Origin of the sequence: Arthrobacter sp. EpRS71, assembly GCF_001512285.1 — a bacterium.
In the GTDB taxonomy this organism is placed as follows: domain Bacteria; phylum Actinomycetota; class Actinomycetes; order Actinomycetales; family Micrococcaceae; genus Arthrobacter.
Genome location: NZ_LNUV01000006.1, coordinates 2,500,853 through 2,518,931, shown reverse-complemented (window position 1 = coordinate 2,518,931; position 18,079 = coordinate 2,500,853). Strand labels below are relative to the sequence as shown.

The following is an 18,079-nucleotide window of genomic DNA, read 5'->3' as shown; positions in this document are numbered from 1 at the left end:
GATGCGCACCGCCCTGTACCGGCACCCACCAATTGGGATTGCGCGACCTGGAGTTCATCCCCCACCTACTTCGAGTTCCTTGAAAAGCTTGCGAAATGAGTTCAAATAAGAAATCCCGCAAGTTGACCCGGAGGTCATCCAGCCATTCTGATAAGGATCCTGGCTACGCGATCTACCGGAGTCTTGTCCGCATGATTAATCAGGCACCAAAGCCACAGCCGCTGCGGCTTGATAGTGAATCCGAGGAAGAGCAGCGCAGGGCGGCCGCACCAGTTCTTGCTTGGGGCTGGCTCCAACGCACGCTTCGCAGCGGCGAAGCTGCCATCAAGCTCGAAAAAAGCGGATTCGGAAGCGAGTCCGCTCCGCTTCTGCGATCCGCCCTTGAGCACTCAATACGCCTTGTTTGGGCAGATGCCGGCGAGGGGAAGTTAGTCGAGGTAGCCATGCTGTCTAAAAAAGACACGAGCAAGAGGCTGCTCGCGGCTCAGCACGAGGGTTGGACGTTCAACGACGCGCTGGCTGACCAACTCCAGCAATACATTGACGCACCAACGGATGATTTCAAGAACCTCTGGGACCTCACTCGGCTGAAGCATGCGATCGATAAGAGCCCGAGAGAGATCAAGGACCGGCTCAAGAGCATGTACCTCGCGTGGATCATCTATACCGCCGCAAGCCACCCCTCGATCGACTCCGCGGAGCCGTATGTTAATAAGAACCCGGGCAGCAGCTACTTGGATCTACTCTCTGCAGCCCGGCCACGACCGGCGGAAGACTGTGCTGCGACGTCTATCCTGGCGCTTATTGGGGCTTCCTACGGGTACTCCCGCCTGACCGGCCTGGAGGGCTATTTCACTCCCGCGTTGCAGATCATTCTTGACCGATACCGTAATTACTTCACCGACTCCGTTTGAGTGACGCCTGGTTGGGGTGACGCCTTGCTAGAACGCCCGGGCGGGCATACTCGCCCGGGCGTCTCACAGTCATCTGTCCAGTGTGAGCTGGGTGTTACGATCCAACCAACCGGCTGGAACTACCCGCATACGGGGGCGGCCATCGGTTTTCCGGCCAGCTCGAGAAGAATTCTGCAAGACCTAAAGTGGGGATCCATATGTCTGAAAAGTTTGACGCCGGCCTTGAGGCACTTGGTTCACTCATTGAAGCTGAGAACGAGCGTCAAGCCGAGAATAGAAACGAAGCAACCACGCGATACCAAGTCATCGACGCAATTGTGAGAGATGTTCTGACTTGGGACGATCATGCGGTCGCCTGCGAAGAGAAAGCTGGGACCGGCCGTATCGACTACGCGCTGGGATTTCCCGCCCGACAGTTTCTCATAGAAGCCAAGCGTGAGAACATCACTTTTAGCCTTCCTGCTGGGACAAAACACGGCGTACATAGCCTGAAATCCTTGACACACGGTGCAGAAGCCAAAGCAGTGGCTGATGCCGTTCAGCAGGCGATGGAGTACGCCAGCGCTAACGGCATTCAAATCGCCGGCGTATCCAACGGCCACCAACTCATACTGTTCGTCGGGGCCAGGGTTGATGGCGTCCCGCAATCCGACGGCAAGGCGTTGGTGTTCACAAGCCTTGAGGACATGCGGACAAACTTTCGTGCGCTATGGGATGCCGCTAGTCCAGAGGGCATAGACAATCGAACGCTCCTTCAACGCCTCGTAACGACGGTCAGCCAGCCCCCGTTGCCCCTGTCCGCTCGTCTTCCCGTTTATCCAGGAATGAAGCGGAGGAACGAGCTGCAGGCTGACCTCGAGATACTCGGCGACCTTTTCCTTGAGGACTTGGCAAAGATCGGGGACATGCGAGACCAGTTCCTTCGGGACTGCTATGCCAGCAGTGGCGCCCTGTCGCAGCATGCGTCAATCAGTAAGAACATCCTCGAAAGCAGGTATGCAGCACTCGATTATGAAGGAACCACTGAAGCCGTTGCTGCCCAAGGAAAAAGAGGACTGGCTCCACAGCTGACACGAGACATGCTGGCTACAGCAACCAACCGTCGACCCATCGTTCTTCTCGGCGATGTCGGCGTTGGTAAGAGCACTTTCATTCAAAGGCTTGTACACGTCGATGCAGTGGAGCTCTTCTCCCAAGCGTTCACGGTCTACATCGACTTTGGCTCCAGCACTACCCTTGCAGATCTTCGAGAACATGTCCTGACTGAGACCATCAAACAGCTGTCGGATCTTCTCGGCACTTCGCTGAATGACAATTCGTTCGCCCAGTCGGTTCACCGGCAAGCCCTCAAGGACTTCGATTCATCCCCGTCCGGCCAACTCCGGGAAATTGATGAAAAGGCCTACAAGATAGCCAGACTGCAGTTCTTGCAGAAGCTGGTAGACGACCGACCTGGGCACATCGCAGCGAGCATCAAAAACATCCAAACGTCAAGACGAAAGCAGGTTGTCGTTTTTCTGGACAACGTTGACCAGAGAAGCACGGACGACCAGGATCAGGTCTTCCTGATCTCAAACGAGCTTGCAAGCACTTGGAATGCAACGGTTTTCGTAACGCTAAGACCAGAGACCTTTTACCAGTCAAAGCGAACCGGAGCACTATCGGGCTATCAATCACGCGTGTTCACAATCGCCCCACCCCGTGCAGACGTAGTCCTCACGAAGCGCATCCAGTTTGCCCTGAGGAACATGCACGGAATAAGTCAGGGTGGCCTCCTACCGGCCAACGTTTCGGTAACCAGTGAGAAGCTTGAAACCTTCCTCCGAATGTTCGAGGAGAACCTGCGGACGAACAAGGGGCTGATGTCGCTCATAGACAACATGGCCTCGGGCAACATGCGTCTCGCCCTCCAATTCGTTTCCGACTTCATTGGGTCTAGTCATGTAGCTACCGGAAAAATGTTGGAGATCATCGACCGTTTCGGACGTTACGACGTCCCCGTGCACGAGTTTCTTCGCGCACTCCTCTACAAGGATCATGAGCACTTTGATCCGTCAGCTTCCGACATCGCCAACGTGTTGCGGCTGCGCGACTCTGACGGTCGGGCACATTTTTTGATCCCCCTTATAGTCTCTTTCTCACAATCACGCGGGGACCAAGTTTCTGGTGAAGGGTTTGTTGAGGCCGCCGAAATTTTCAACTTCAGCCAACTTCTAGGTTTCACGGATCTTCAAACCAAAGAAGCCTTGGAGCAGTGCGTTAGGGAACGGCTGCTGGAAAGCACTCCCAGATCCATAGAAAACCGGGACCGGATCTTCTATAGAGTCACCAGCGCCGGGGTCTATACGGTGAGGACCCTCCTTGGTTTCTTCACCTACGTAGATGCCATCATTGTCGACACGCCGATAACAGACCGTTCCGTCCGAGAGGAGATACATGACGCTTTTACCATCAAGGAACGCTTGGCGCGGGCAAAGATTTTCAAGGCTTACCTCGATTCCCAATGGGATCGTATCGACGACGGCGATCTTCCATGGAACTGGGCGGACATCTCTAAGGTTCTGCAGCAGGACATCGATCGCGTAGAGAGCAAAGCGGTTACTCCTTATGAACGTGGTTAACGACTTCTAGAAGAGAAGCAGCCGCCGTAGCTAGCAGCTCCGAGTACCTGGGAAAACTCACGGGCACTCTGCGTACAGAAGGAACTCGCCAGCGTCGTCCGAGCCGACCGACCCGACCAGATCCGGCAAGGTTCACCGCAAAGGACAGGACCCCCTCAGGGCTCCCATTGCTGCAGGGACACCCAAACACGTCCTGTCCTTCGCTGCGTTCCTAAGCGGCCGTGGCGACCCAACGCGAGCAACCGTAAATGCCGGTGCCGGCGCTTCTTGTTGAGGCAGGCGGACGTATACAGTGCCGCTGAGTCCGCTGCCTTGAGTTTGTCCAACAGAGCCATACCCGTTGCTATTGGTCAGCGTCGCAATGTAGGTAGTTCCATTCGACACGTACCTGAGCTGGGCTACTGATGAGACACCGTCTGATTTCGTGTCCTGGCTCGTTAGGACATTGCTGGACGAGTTGTAGTGGGCGTAAGAGCCCGTCACTGACACCCCCGCACTGGCGGAAGCCATGGGTGCTGTAACTCGGCAACCAGCCGAAGGGCTCCTGAATGGTTTTCGTCACAATGCATATTTATCTGTGTGTTGACTGGACATTTGTTGGATTTTCCCTCAACTCCGGGATAGTCTGCTCTCGCTAGTCGAAATTGGGGGTTCGAGACTGCGTCTGCTGCATCCCTTTGTCGAGTGTTCTTACTCCAAGGAGTCATGCAGTGCTATTCCCTTCTGCCCTATTCCGTCGTGCCTGCGTACCGGTGCTGAGCCTGGGCCTGTTGTCCATTGGCCTTGCCGTACCGGCCGCTAATGCGGAGGCCGAGCCTTCTCCCCCTTCTGCTGAGGCACCTCAATCGGAGGCATCGGCTGTTGCTGAAGCAACTGCGACTGCCCAGGACGTTGTGGTTGATGCTGCGACGAGTCCGACGTCAAAGACTACGGCGCACCCGGATGGCACGTTAACCACGACGATCAGTAACGAGCCGGTGCGGATGCAGACCGGCGAGGGCTGGACTGATATCTCCACGGATTTGGTGCATGCGACGATTGACGGCGTTTCGGTCCTGAAGCCCGAAAACGTCCCGGTTGATATCACTGTCGGCAAGGGCGGTACCAGTGAGATCGCGAGCCTTGATGACAAGAAGGGCCACTCGATCACACAATCGTGGCCTTTCGGCACCCTTCCCGTACCGGTGGTGGAGGGTAACTCCGCCACGTACCGTCAGGTACTGCCGGGTGTGGACTTGATCCAGCTCGTACACAAGGCGGGTATCTCCCAGGTCCTGAAGATTGAAACGGCTGAAGCGGCCAGGGATCCCCGAGTGGCTGAGATGCGGATCTTCCTGGACTCGGAGAACCTTGTCGTGGCCCAGGGGGCCGACGGGGAACTGACCGGCAAGGACACCGATTCCGGTGATGTGGAGCTGCATAACACCGGCGGGCTGTGGTGGGATTCTTCAGCGCAGGGTGCCACAGCCACCGATCCTGGCGGACAAGGTGTCTCCCGTCCCTTTGAACTGAGTCTCCGTTCAGAGGCGGGCAAGCAGGCCCAGGTCTTTGGGATGGACGAGATCCTGGACACGGCCGGGTTGACGTTTCCGGTGTATGTGGACCCCGACTGGACTTTCAAGCAGCCTTCCTACGTCTTCGTGGATACGGCCTACCCGGGGACGTCGTATTGGAACGGGAACCTCACCGACGGCCGGATGCATGTGGGTTACCTGCCGACCTATTGGGCCCCGGACGGCCGGACGCACTTGGCCCGGTCCTATTTCCAGTTCGACACCTCTTACATTGTGGGTAAAGACATCCTGAATGCGCGGTTGAACACCGTGGAGACCTGGTCTTCGTCGTGCACCCCGGCGAACGTCGCTTCATGGGTGACGGGCGACATCGGGCCTGGGACAACGTGGAACGTTCAGCCTGGCCTGATCATGCAGACCGATATGGGCGCCGTTGCCAAGGGCTACAGCACCGCATGCCCTGCCGGTTCGGTCGGCTTCGACCTGATGGCCGCCAAGTCCATTTTGCTGAACAAAACGAAGTGGAACGTCATGCTGGCGGCCGGGAACGAATCCGACCCGCTGGGATGGAAGAAGTTCCAAAACTCCGCGGAAATCATCGTCACCCACAACGTGGCACCAAACATGCCGGTGTTCCAGTCCATCTCCGACGGCCGCTGGTTCGGAACCCCGTGGACCCCTGGGTCGCGGATCTACACACGGGATAGCACCCCGAGCTTCACCGTCCAGGTCAGTGACCCCGACAGCTACGACGGCGGCACCTTGTTCGTGCAGATGTCCGTCTGGAAGAACGGCGTATGGCAAGGTACCAACGGTAACTTCAACGACATCAGTCCCGGAGGCGCGAACGTCACTTGGCAGGACTCACCTGCCCTAGCCGACGGTACATACACACTCCGCGCCCTTGCGCGAGATAAGTGGACCCTGACCTCTCAGGTGATGGCCGTCGATTTCACGGTCGACACCACGGCCCCTTCGACGCCCAAAATTACGCCGATCACCGCACCCCAACCGACCGGCGTCAGCTACCCGAACGGTGTGATCGGAGAAACGCCCTACAGCTTCAGACTCTCCAGCACCGACACGGCCAACAAAGCGGACGGGTACATCTTCGCGATCCAGGAAGGGTCAGCCGCGGCCATCTACCCGGCCGATCTGCTGAACTGTTCCCACACCCGAGTACGTGAGTTTGTCGTAGTGTGCCCTGGCTACGGGCAAGACACCACGATCACCATTACGGCCCTGGATGAGTACACCTCGTTGACAGTGTGGGCTTTCGATGATGCCGGCAACATTGCCATGCCTATCAAGGGCGCCCCGGCGCATGTTAAATTCTCCGTCCCGGCCCTGCAGACATTGCCGAATACTCAGACTGATTTCCTGGAACTGGAACTCAATGGGGCGGAATGGATCCCGGCGAAGGACATTACAACCAGTCAGTGCGCTGACGGTAAGCCGCTGACCGCGGGTACGACCGCCGATGTCCTGAACTTCCCCACCACCGGCACTTACGCGGATACCAAGGCCAAGGCGGGATCCACCGTGCGGCGGGCAATCGACCCCAGCGATGGCTTCAGTGTCGCAGCATGGGTTTGCCCGAAAACAACGACCGGACTTCAACCGCTGGTCAGCCAGTTGGCGAACTCATCCACGATCGCGGCCGCGTTGCGGTTCGACGGGGGAACCTATCACCTGGGATCACGGCTGAGCACCGGGACCGAGGACAGGGTGAGCACCGCACAGCTTGCCGCCGGTCAGTGGACGTACGTCACTGCCGTTTATGACAACATCAACGCCCAACTGCGGATCACCACAGCCAACGCGAACCAGGTCGGCGACTGGACCATCGCCGCGTCCCCGAATGCGACCCACGTCAGCACGGACGCCACCCAGCCCGTCCGGTTGGGCCAAGGGTTCGCCGGGCAGATCTATCGGCCTGTCATGACCCAACGCGTGCTCAGCGAAGCCTCCTTCGGGACCATCCAGACCCAGTACGGGACCACGAGAGGACTGCTCAAATGAGCCGCCACAAAAAGATGACCCGGAAGTCCAAAGCCGGGCTGACCGGGCTGCTCGCTGCAGCTGTCATCGCCTCCGGTGCCGGATTCATTTATATCGCCGCGCCCTGGAGCTCGTCCGACAGTGCCCAGGAAATCAAGCCCGTGCCCGCCGCTGACTTCCAGCCCACGACCGAGCCTGGCACCAGCGAACCTGCGTCCGTCGTGGTCGGAGAGTCCGCCGATGGGGTCAAGACCATGCGTTTCGGTAGCGGAGCCCCGGCCTCGGTTCCCACGGAACCAAGCACTACCAACACCACCAGCAGCACCCCCGAAGGAACATTCAGCGACACGGGATCCTCCCCTGTGCGTCTGGGGCCTGCACCGATGGCACCCGCTCCGGCGAACGACAAAGGCGCCGGAGACTTCGCGAAAATCCCCGGCACGGCCTCAGGTTCCTGGGGCGTAAAGGGCCAGACCGGCGGGTTCACCTACAGCTACCCGTTCTCGCTGCGGCAGGCACCGGCCGGACCGACACCGGAACTGGGAATCTCCTACGACTCCTCCCGGGTCGATGGCCTCACCAGCGCCACCAACAACCAGGCCTCGGTAGTAGGCGACGGCTGGGCACTCTCCGGGACCGGGACCATCCGGCAAAAATTTGGTTCCTGCAACGACCAAGGCGTCACGACTTCCTACGACCTCTGCGGAAACAAAGAGGGACAGTCCTTCTCGATTTCCTTCGGCGGCCGGTCCGGGGAAATCATCATGGACCCCACCCAGCCCGCGGAGAAACGCTTCAAGCTCCAAAACGATGACAACACCAAACTCGAGTACCTCACCGGAGCGGCCAATGGCACCTTCGATGGCGGCTACTGGAAAATCACCGACACCAGCGGCACCCAGTACTGGTTCGGCGTGAACCGCATTCCGGGCTGGTCGCCCGGCAAGGAGAACAACTCCGCCGACATTGTCCCGGTCTATGGGCGCCCGGGCCAGCCTTGCTACAGCAGTGCCGGGTTTGGCAGTTCATCCTGTATGCAGGCCTATGCCTGGAACCTTGACTACGTCGTGGACCCGAACGGCAACTCCCAGGGCTACTTCTATAAGCAGGACACGAACTTCTACAAGTCTCAGGGCGGGTCTGGCACGCTGAAGGCCTACCACCGTGCCAGCCGTCTGGAACGGGTGGATTACGGCATGCGTGCCGGCACCGAACTCTCCACCCAAGCCCCCTTGCACGTGACCTTCGGCTATACCGGCCGCTGCACCAGCGTGGACTGCACTTACGGCACCGACGTCCCTGACCTGAGCAAGTACGCATGTACCTCGACGTCAACGGCCTGCGCCATGCAGTCACCGACGTTCTTCACCGACCAGCGGCTGGTCACGGTCATCAGCCAGGCCCTGTCCGTGAACCCTGCAGGATACGGCGATCTGGACTACTGGACCTTCTTCCAGTCCATGCCCGACCCCGGGGACGGCACCAAACCGGCCCTGTGGCTCCAGCAAATCATCCACCAAGGAACGAACAGGACCAGCACAGCCCCCGGCACCTCGTGGATCACGGATCCACCCATCATGTTTGTCGGCGACACCCTGCAAAACCGGGTCTGGACCGTCGACGGACTTGCCCCGTTGAACCGTGGCCGCCTTATGTTCATCAAAGCCTCCACCGGTGCCACCACGACGGTGACCTACGAGGACCAGCAGTGCACCATTGAAGACGCCGACAAGGATGGCGTCGGCGACATCGTCCCGGAAAACAACACCAAGCGCTGCTTCCCGCAGTGGTGGACACCCACCACCCCGATCGTCCAAGATCCCCGACAGGACTTCTTCCATATCTACCCCGTGAAGACAGTCGTCACCAACGCCGGCCCCGGGACCAATGGCACCTCCGACACCGTCACCAACTACATCTACGAAGGCAACCCGGCATGGAAGTACGCCGGCCCCAAATACGTCGCCGGCACCGGAGCATCCCAGCTGACCTGGTCCGTGCTGGCGGGTTGGTCCAAGGTGAAGGTCAGTGTCGGTAACGCCGCGCCCAAACCCACCACCGTCACCACCTACCTACGCGGGTTGAACGGAACACCGTCCAACACCACCGGCGGGGTCCACGCGGTCTCCGTGACAGCCTCGGACGGAACCGTCTACACGGACTCACAGTGGTTTGCCGGACAGGAAATCGAGAAGGAGACCTTCGTCGGTGACGGCGGCACGCGGCTGGGTACCACCATCACTGCGCCGTGGGCTTCCGATCCAACCGCGACCTCTACCGCAGCCCTGGGCAGTATCCAAGCAAGGCACATCGGCACCGCATGGGTGAAAACCCTTCAGGCCACCAGCACGTCGGCGACCCCGCGTAAAAACCTTGTGACCACCACGAACGACGCTCTGGGGCGGCCGATTTCGGTCAGCGACCAAGGCGAGGACCTGGTCGCGGGTGATGAAACCTGCGTCACGACCACCTATGCCGATAACACGGCAGCGAACATGCTCTCCCTGACCGCAACGGTGAAAACCTTCGCCGGCAGCTGCTCCACCACCGGGAACCTGCTGACCGCCACCCGTGCCCTCTATGACGGTTCCACCTCCGCTGACCCCGGAACCACCGGGTACGTAGCCCCGACCAAGGGCAACATCGCCCGCAATGACGCTGCTACGACTACCAGCGGCACGGCTGTCAGCGTGTGGAAACTGGGCCCGACCATCGGATACGACGCCCACGGCCGACCCACCACGTCCACCGACAACTCCACCGGGACACCCCGGACCACGACCACCGCCTACACACCGGCGGTCGGCCTGCCGACCACGGTGACCGTCACCAACACCACCAGGAACTGGGTCAAGACAACCACCCTGGATTCGATGCGCGGCCAGGTTCTGGTTGAGAGCGACATCAATCAGAATTTGACCAGCTACCGCTACGACGCCTCGGGACGAGTCACCGGGGAATGGAGTCCGCTGCGCCCCCAAGCCAGCAACCCCACCCCCGGCATTGAAACCAGCTACTCCATCTCCCAAAACGCGCCGTCGTGGGTGAAAGTCACCAAACTCTCCAGCGACGAAGCACCCACCTCCACCTACACCCTCTACGACGGGCTTGGACGCGTCCGCCAAACCCAAAAGATGTCCCCCGGCGGCGGTACCATCGCCACCGACACCTGGTACAACTCCCGCGGAGACAAATCCAAGACCAACAATGATTACTATCTCTCCCCGAACCCCGACGGTGTTCTGAAAATTCCGTCCCAGGCCGTGCCCTCCAGCACCACGTACTTCTACGACGGGGCCAAGCGTCCTACAGCAGTCAAGGCCATGGCCAACGACAATGTGTTGCTGTGGTCCACGCAGATGAGCTACGCCGGCGCGGACACGACCACCGTCACCGGACCCGGCAGCGAAGCTGCCACCACCACCGTGAACAACATGAGCGGCAAGGTGCTCACACGGAAGCTCTTCCACGGTCCCACCGCGACCGGAACAGCAGACACCTCGACCTACAGCTACGACGCGCTCGACCGCCTGACCGGCATGACGGACACGGTCGGCAATGACTGGTCCTGGACCTTCGACGCCGCCGGACGGGAAATCTCTGCTGTCGATCCGGACTCCGGAGCCCGCAGCACGACGTACGACGCGGCAGGCCGTCAATCCAGCACCACGGACGCCGCCAACACGGTCATCGGCTATGTCTACGACGATCTGGACCGGGTTCTGAAGAAGACCCTCGGAACCGGAACCGCTGCCCAGACGCTTGAGGCCTACACCTATGACGGGAACAAGAAGGGCCAGCTCAGCACCAGCAAACGCTACAACGGTGCAGCCCTGAACCAGGTCGTCACCACGACAGTGACCGGCTACAACGCCGCCTACCAGCCCGCCACGGTATCGGTACAACTGCCAGCCGCGTTGGATGCCGCAGCACCGACGTACACCACGACCCGCAGCTACACCTCAACGGGCCAGATCGAACAGGAAAGCCGACCTGCCAACGGGCAGATGCCGGCCGAAAACCTGACCTACGTCTACAACACCTTTGATATCCAGACCTCGGTGTTCAACGACAACTGGGACACGTTCGTGGGCGACACCCAGTTCAACCACCTGGGCCAAATGTCCCAGTATGCCCAATACGACAACAACAACACAGTCGGCGGCACCACCAACACCACCGGACGGAACCAGGTCAATTTCACATGGGATGCCACCACCGGACGGCTCACTGACCAGTGGTCCACGAACAACACCCGCAACGTCGCTTCCGACTTGGGGAAAGTGGAGTACACCTACACCCCCTCCGGGAAAATAGCGTCCAGGGAACTGGCCTTCAGCAGCCGCCCGACCAACCCGTCGGACTACCAGTGCTACAGCTACGACCACGCATCTCGCCTTGCCGCAGTCTGGACACCCGCCCCCACAGCAACCACCAACTGCTCAACCGTCCCAGCCGTTGATGCCCCCAGTGTCACCGGCCTCGGCGGACCGGCCGCCTACGCGCAAACCTTCAAATACACACCCACCGGTGACCGCGCCGAAGTCAGACGCTTCAACAACACCGGCGCCCTGGCCGCCAAGGAAACCTACACCTACCCCGCTGCCGGTGCAGTCGGAGCGCACAGGGTCCAGAAAATCGACTCGGCGCCCACGGGAGGGACCGCTTCAACCCAGAACTTCACCTGGGACACGACCGGAAAAATGACCGACAGGTCAGCCCAAACCTTGACCTACACACCGGACGGGCGCCTTGCTACCAGCGCAGGGGCAAGCACCATCCCCGCGAACCCCAACCCCAACGCCGGCACCGGGACACCCCCTTCGGTCACTCCCGCCGTCGCCGCTGTCACAGGGGAAAGGTTCTACGACGCCGCCGGCACCCTCGTCGGGGTCAAGGACGGGACCGGAACTACCATAGTCATCGGTTCGGTCACCGCACACACCAGCACCACCAACGTGAAGACAGCGACCTGCACTTACACCTTCGCAGGCAAAACAGTCGCCCAACGGACAGCCACAACATCCGGGACGAAACTGATCTTCGTCATCGGGGACACGGTCAACACCGCGCAAACCATGACCCTGCCCACAGCAGGTGCAGGACCCATCACCACCCTCACCCGCTACACCGACCCCCTTGGGCTAACCCGACGTGCCAACGCAACAGCCACCGCCAACAACACCTACTCCCCGGCCACTGCCGGCACATCCGGTGTCGGGTCCAACGCGGCCAACCCCGCAGGGTTCGGTGCCACCAACGGCTACATCTCTGGACTCGACGACACAGCCAGCACCCTCACACACCTCGGTGCAAGGGAAATGGATCCCGTCACAGGCATCTTCATCACACCGGATCCGATCCTTAACACCGAAGATCAACGCGGGTTCACGCCCTACACCTACTCCTTCGGCAACGTCATCAACACCTCGGACCCCAGCGGCCTCAAACCAACCTGCGACTGCGATGACGACCGCAAGGGCACCTATTCTTACAAAGGCAACGGCCAATACAACGACGGAACTCAGGTCGTCCAAGAACCCTGGTACATGCGGCAACAGCCCCAACGCCCCTGGTGGGAACAGTGGTTGTCAACGCTCGCACCCAAGGTCACGCATAAATCTGGTGGGTCCGTTCAGAACCTAGGCGGCGGCTTGAACGGCACTTCGATGTTTATTTATGTTCCCTCCGCTGGGGATGATTATGAAGGCCAGCTACAGGAGGCCCTCAGGTTCGAAAGAGACATGAAGTACCTGGACGACTTCCTCACCTCCCAACCGCTTGGACCGGTCTGGAAGCTAGGTTCGGTACCCGCGAAAGCCGCTGCGAAGGAGGCCGTCAAAGAGGCGACCGAAGCAGCAGCCATCGCCGCAGCGAAAGCAAGCCAACGTATGCCCGGCGTACTCCGAGTAGGCGATGTCAAACTGCCAGGAGTGCCCAAGGGCGCAACTGCTACCCCAGTCGAAGGAAATGGGCTTCAATACGCCATTCCTCGAGGTACCCCTGAGATCGATCCGCGAGTGACGAGTATTCGGATCATGGACCCCGTGACGTCGGGAAAATACCAGCATCCAAATGGCTACGCTGTCTACATGAACAAGACCGGCCAAACCGTCAACCCTCTCACGGGCGACACCATCTCAAACGCACACCCGTACGCCCACATCGAACTGCCAAAGTGACGGTCATATAGTCATGATGAAAATCCACGAACTCTTGCTACTCAACCCCGCTCTGCATACGGAGGCTTCTCGTCCGGAAATGGACCCCCTAACCGAAAATGGAGCACTCCAAGAAGCTCAACTCCTGGACATTCGGTTTGACGCTCTGACACGAACCGTAGGTCTGCTCTTCGAGCTTCGTGTAGCCCTGCAACTACGCGATACCAACACGGGTGTCCTCGTAGCCAACGGAGTGAGTGAGCTATCATGGACCGCCCGTAGCAGCACGGGACTAACAGCATGGACTGTAGGTAGATCCCGACCACATCTAGATCGAGGGCTCTTTCGCCTAGACCTTAATCTGTGGCCTGCACCCGGGGCTGAACTCAAGCTCGAAGCTGAGAGCGCAGCATTCTTCGCGGTGGATGTCCCAGGTCTTCCCGAAGCACCGCCCGACTACTCCGACCCGGATCGAATGAAGATCAAAGCAGAAATTGCTGCATGGGAATCTCCATTCGAACCCGTTCACGCAGTCTTCTATGACGCGACAACCCAATCGTGAGGGAAATCAACGCTTTGGCCCTAGTGTCGTCTCACTGAGCTGAACCTAGGACCTCCGAAAGCAGTAGGGCCGCCGAGTATCCTCGGTGGCCCTCCGCTGTACTTAGCTGCACCATTGCAACCGTCACGTTCCATCTGGACGGCAAGAGCTACGAAATGACCAGACCACCCACGCCGCCGCTCTGCGCAATAGCCTGCCCGGCCACGTGGACGCCGCGGGCAGGAACCCACCACGTTCCGGAAGCAGTCCCAAAGTAGCTCCGCTGAGGCCTAGTCCACAGGCTTCTTTTATCCCAGGTCGCTCAACGGCAGCCCTGCACCCCGAAGTCACGTCAGAGAAAATATCCCGCCGCTGCACCCGTCGGACAACAACAAATCCAGCTGCAGCGGGATCCTTACCGTTCAGTAGTCCCTTGGTACTCTGACGCCATGACTCAAATGTTGCTCGAGCTCGAGCGAGCATTCCGTCTATCTTGGAGCGCAGATACGACCTGTCTCGACGCAAAGAGCCTCGCGAGGTGGCACCCCGACAACGCGGCGCCCGGCCAGCGCGGACCCACAGCTCTCATCGTTGAATACCTCCTCGGCGGTGACCTGGTCATTGCGAGCGTCAGTGGCGCCAACGAGGAAGACGAAGTCCACTACTGGAACCGGTTCCCCGGGGTTGGAGATCGACCTAACTCGAGAGCAATTTAAAATCACCGCATCATAGGAGAGCCCCGTGTCGTCGTCCGACCGCAAGAGGGGCCCCAGGCATACGTCAGCGACTACCAATTGCTTCGCGCGAGGGTGCTTTCCGCACTCAACCTCTGATCACAACCGGTCTAGAACGTCCGGTTAAGGATTCCTTACCGGAGATTAAGGCCGAGCAGGGGAACGAAGACACCGCTCTACGAGTACTAGAGCTGGGACTCGCGAGCCGGGGCTTGGTCGCCGGAGGAGCCACACTGTCGCATGTATCCGGTGGATGCTGGCATCCACATCAGCACGGAACCGGCAATCGTCAAGATCAGCACCGTTACTGTGAGAGGCGTCAGGACGATACTGAAGACTCCTCCTATAGCCAAAACAGCCAAGATGGAAAGAACTACCCTCGCCCAGAGTTGACCTCTAAGGAGTCCCAATGCTGCCCGGATCTGAACAACCGTAAATAGAAGCAGGAACAGACCGCCAACGAGCACTACAAGGACGCTTGCCTCCCGCGTGACAAGAAAGATGACTGGCTGAATGCAGGCTAGGATCGCGCTTGCCAGCCAGAGGTAACTCGCTGTTCGAAGGACTTTGGGAACGTTGCTCGCTGTCCTAGGTGCGACAGGATGGGCCATCTTCGAATCCTCAATCTTCAGTAACGTGTTAAGACGGATAGACCGCAAGGTTTCCAGACTACAGGCGAGCGAATATTTGTCCGTTATTCATTAGTCGGGATAGTTGCGCCACGCAGCGAACCGTGCTTCCTCCCCAGTCTGTAGCGGAGACGTCGTCGGTTCTGTCCACATGACGGCGCCTCACCCACAGATTCGGAGGCCCTCGTACAGTCGTAGTTCGTCGCCTATCCGTATGGTAGACCGGGCAGGTGCTTCCTCGGGACTGATGTTCTGCATGGAAAATCCGAGCATCGGCGCAGCCATCTGCTCCCCGTCCGCCACCCAAGAAGACCCCAATCCGGCCCCTCTATGTGGCAGCCAGACGGGTCCGTCAGCGGGAAAACAAAAGAGACCAAAGAATAACTTCAAAACGATAGGCCGTCTCTTCCCTTCTATGGAACTGGAACCCCACTGGCAGGCACCCACCCATCGCGGCTTCGCGGTTAGCCGGCGTGTCCGCGCGTTGCATTACCTCCCGTACTATGAGGGAATGCCTGGCACCCCTTCCACTGTGATTCCCGAGTGGCTGCATCGTGGCCGCTTCGGCTCCGCTGGCGACCTTGTTCGCAGCGCTAATCGATGGGGGTATAGCAGCTGCAGCCTTGATTCAACGTCATCGGGCTGACAAGCGAGACCAGTGGTGGAAGCGAGCAGAATGGGCTCTTGATCTGGCGATTGAGGGCGATCTGTCGGCAAAGTTCATCGGAGTGTCAGCCCTGACTCAACTCGGAGACAGCAAACTACTCGGCCGGGAAGAAGAGCGATTCCTCTACGAGGTAGTGGGCTCAGTACAGGATTTGGTCATAGAAAGCGCAGCGCAGAAGTCCCAGACTAAGAGAAAGAGGCGTTTGTTTAGGAGAACCGATGCCAGTTAGTAGGCGCAGCAAAGTTAAGAACTACGTGCTGACGAAGAGTGCCAAAAAGTATCCTTCCCGCACCGTCACTGAACGTAGCTCCACAGGAACCCTCGTCAATGTTGTTTTGAAAACGAGGGACGGTAAAACGGTGTCCGTATCCCCTGCCGCTGCAAAGGTTCTGGAACAGACCGAAGTGCTCCGCCAAAAGGTTAGCCGAGACTGGTAGCCGAGCCTCAGTGGGGTTCGGGCTGGCGCATCGACTCCTGTTGGAGCCTATACAGGGTCGGACGACTCCACCCCACCAGCTGGGCAGCTTCCGCGGCCGTCTTCCCTTTGGCCCTGGCATCCCTTGCAACTTCAAGCTTGTCAGCCACTACAGCTGGGTTGAGAACTGGACGGCCGAACCTGGTGCCACCCGCCTTTGCTGCCGCGATGCCGGCATTAACCCGCTCGGTGATCAGTTCCCGCTCGTACTCAGCCAACGCAGCCAGCATGTTCAGCATCAGCCGGCCCGACGTGGTCGCTGGGTCGATCCCATCAGAGATCGATCGGAGCTTCACTCCCCTGCCCCGGAGCAAGTTCACCGTGTTCAAAACATCGATCAGAGACCGACCGAGACGGTCCACCCTCCACACCACCACGGTGTCCCCTGATTCTGCATGGTCCAGGAGCTTCTTCATCCCTGGCCGCTCCGCAGCTGACCTGCTGCCGGATGTCACGTCAGTAAAACATCCCGCTACTGTACCCCCGCTGACAGCAGTGCATCCAGCTGCAGTTGCGCGTCCTGCGCCGCCGTGCTGGCCCTCGTGTAACCAAGTAACGTCATGTCCTCATTCTGTCTTGAAAACTCACTCAACCAGAGCAACCGAGACGTTTCATGGTGAGACGCGTTAATAGGACACAGGGAGATCCCCGATTCCGGAATCCCTGTGACTCAATTCCTGGAGATTACATGTGTCTCAAAAGCTTTAGCTTTTAAAGACACCTCTTCGTTCCGACGAACCTTTGCCCTGTCAGTCGTCGCCGGACCGGTCGTCATCGATACGCCACTCTACTACGTACGAGGTCCCCCGGGGGCTTTAGACTTCGCTGGGAGGAAGCGTCCAGTCGAAGTCTCGCGGCCTGAGTGCGTCATCGTCCGGATCGAAAGCAAGGAGCCTAAATGTCCCCGCCTCGGGATCCACTACTCCGTCGACCAACCTCATGCCCGACCAAACTCCCATGATGCAAAGGCCCGGATGTTGGCGGGCATTCGCGACTTCGTTGCGAGTAACTATGACGGTCTCGCCTTTGCTCTGTGTGCCTTTTGCTTCCAGGAAAAGCATCTCCGAGCCCTTTACGGCAACCGCATCATAAGGGCGATTGTGCCGGGTGTCGGCCACATGCCAACCGTCCTCTCGGTAGTGACGCATCAACCGGTCCTGTGCAGCATTCTCAATTGCTTTCCTCAGGTCTGGGTCCATCTGCACCCCCTGACCTCCGGCGCCCGGCACATCCAATGAACTTTCATCCGCGGCGCCGTCGAGGGTCTCAGCGATGGCAGGATCCGGATCATATGAAACCGGATTCCTACGGTAGATGACCTCTTCACCGATAAGGACGTCATGAATCGGATTCCCTGCGAGCAGCACACGGCCCTTAAGTGCCTTCTTGGATGTTCCTGTGCGATTATCAACCACGATCTCGTGATCCGGCCCGTGGAGTTCTGCAACTAGGATGATTCGTCCTTGATAGTTCAAAGCCGCCCAACGTTCATCTGCGATGCGCTTGTCGTTGAGAATCCAAACCCCTCGGTTGTGTTCCCAGAGCTCTTCGGGAGTTGCCTGGGCGTCGTAGCCCCACCATCCACGTGGGAGAGGATCATCGCTGTCAGCGGTCTGTCGGTCAATAAGCCTGATGTTTAGAACCATGAGTCGAGTATCACCGACTAACAGCGTGGGGACGCTTCTCGGCACAGTTGGTTTCAACCCTTAAGCCAGGCATATACGGCTGGCTTAGGTCACAAACGCTACGCGAAGCCTTTTGACCAACTTTGATTGCGGTCTTGAGTTCCGATGCACCCGATGGCCCTACCCCGCCAGGGTTG

6 protein-coding genes and 1 pseudogene are annotated in these 18,079 nt (G+C 59.1%); 5 read left to right on the top strand and 2 right to left on the bottom strand.

Annotated features, from left to right (window positions below; translation table 11 throughout):
* Positions 1-95 precede the first annotated feature (95 nt).
* The 5 genes from AR689_RS22080 (at position 96) to AR689_RS23895 (ending at position 14,468) form a co-directional block, all read left to right on the top strand.
* Entirely contained in the window at positions 96-914 is an 819-nt protein-coding gene (locus AR689_RS22080; RefSeq protein ID WP_197412942.1) for a hypothetical protein, read from the top strand.
* Between the two features lie 197 nt (positions 915-1,111).
* On the top strand, positions 1,112-3,535 hold the full coding sequence (locus AR689_RS22075) for an AAA family ATPase (protein ID WP_062073651.1): 2,424 nt from the start codon (positions 1,112-1,114) through the stop codon (positions 3,533-3,535).
* A 710-nt stretch (positions 3,536-4,245) separates the two neighbouring features.
* Positions 4,246-7,071 carry a LamG-like jellyroll fold domain-containing protein gene (locus tag AR689_RS22070; RefSeq protein WP_156424665.1) on the top strand — a complete coding sequence of 942 codons (2,826 nt, stop codon included), beginning with the start codon at positions 4,246-4,248 and terminating at the stop codon, positions 7,069-7,071.
* Positions 7,068-13,232, top strand: a complete 6,165-nt coding sequence (locus AR689_RS22065; protein ID WP_062073647.1) for a hypothetical protein — start codon at positions 7,068-7,070, stop codon at positions 13,230-13,232. The genes AR689_RS22070 and AR689_RS22065 overlap by 4 nt, the downstream gene beginning before the upstream one ends.
* A 969-nt stretch (positions 13,233-14,201) precedes the next feature.
* Entirely contained in the window at positions 14,202-14,468 is a 267-nt protein-coding gene (locus tag AR689_RS23895) for a YunG family protein (protein ID WP_502686025.1), read from the top strand.
* 1,758 nt (positions 14,469-16,226) lie between these two features.
* On the opposite strand, the pseudogene AR689_RS22045 reads toward AR689_RS23895, so the two are convergent.
* Both AR689_RS22045 and AR689_RS22040 read right to left on the bottom strand, forming a co-directional pair.
* A pseudogene (locus AR689_RS22045) lies at positions 16,227-16,819 on the bottom strand (recombinase family protein).
* A 253-nt stretch (positions 16,820-17,072) separates the two neighbouring features.
* Entirely contained in the window at positions 17,073-17,960 is an 888-nt protein-coding gene (locus AR689_RS22040; RefSeq protein WP_082698134.1) for a protein NO VEIN domain-containing protein, read from the bottom strand.
* Positions 17,961-18,079 lie beyond the last annotated feature (119 nt).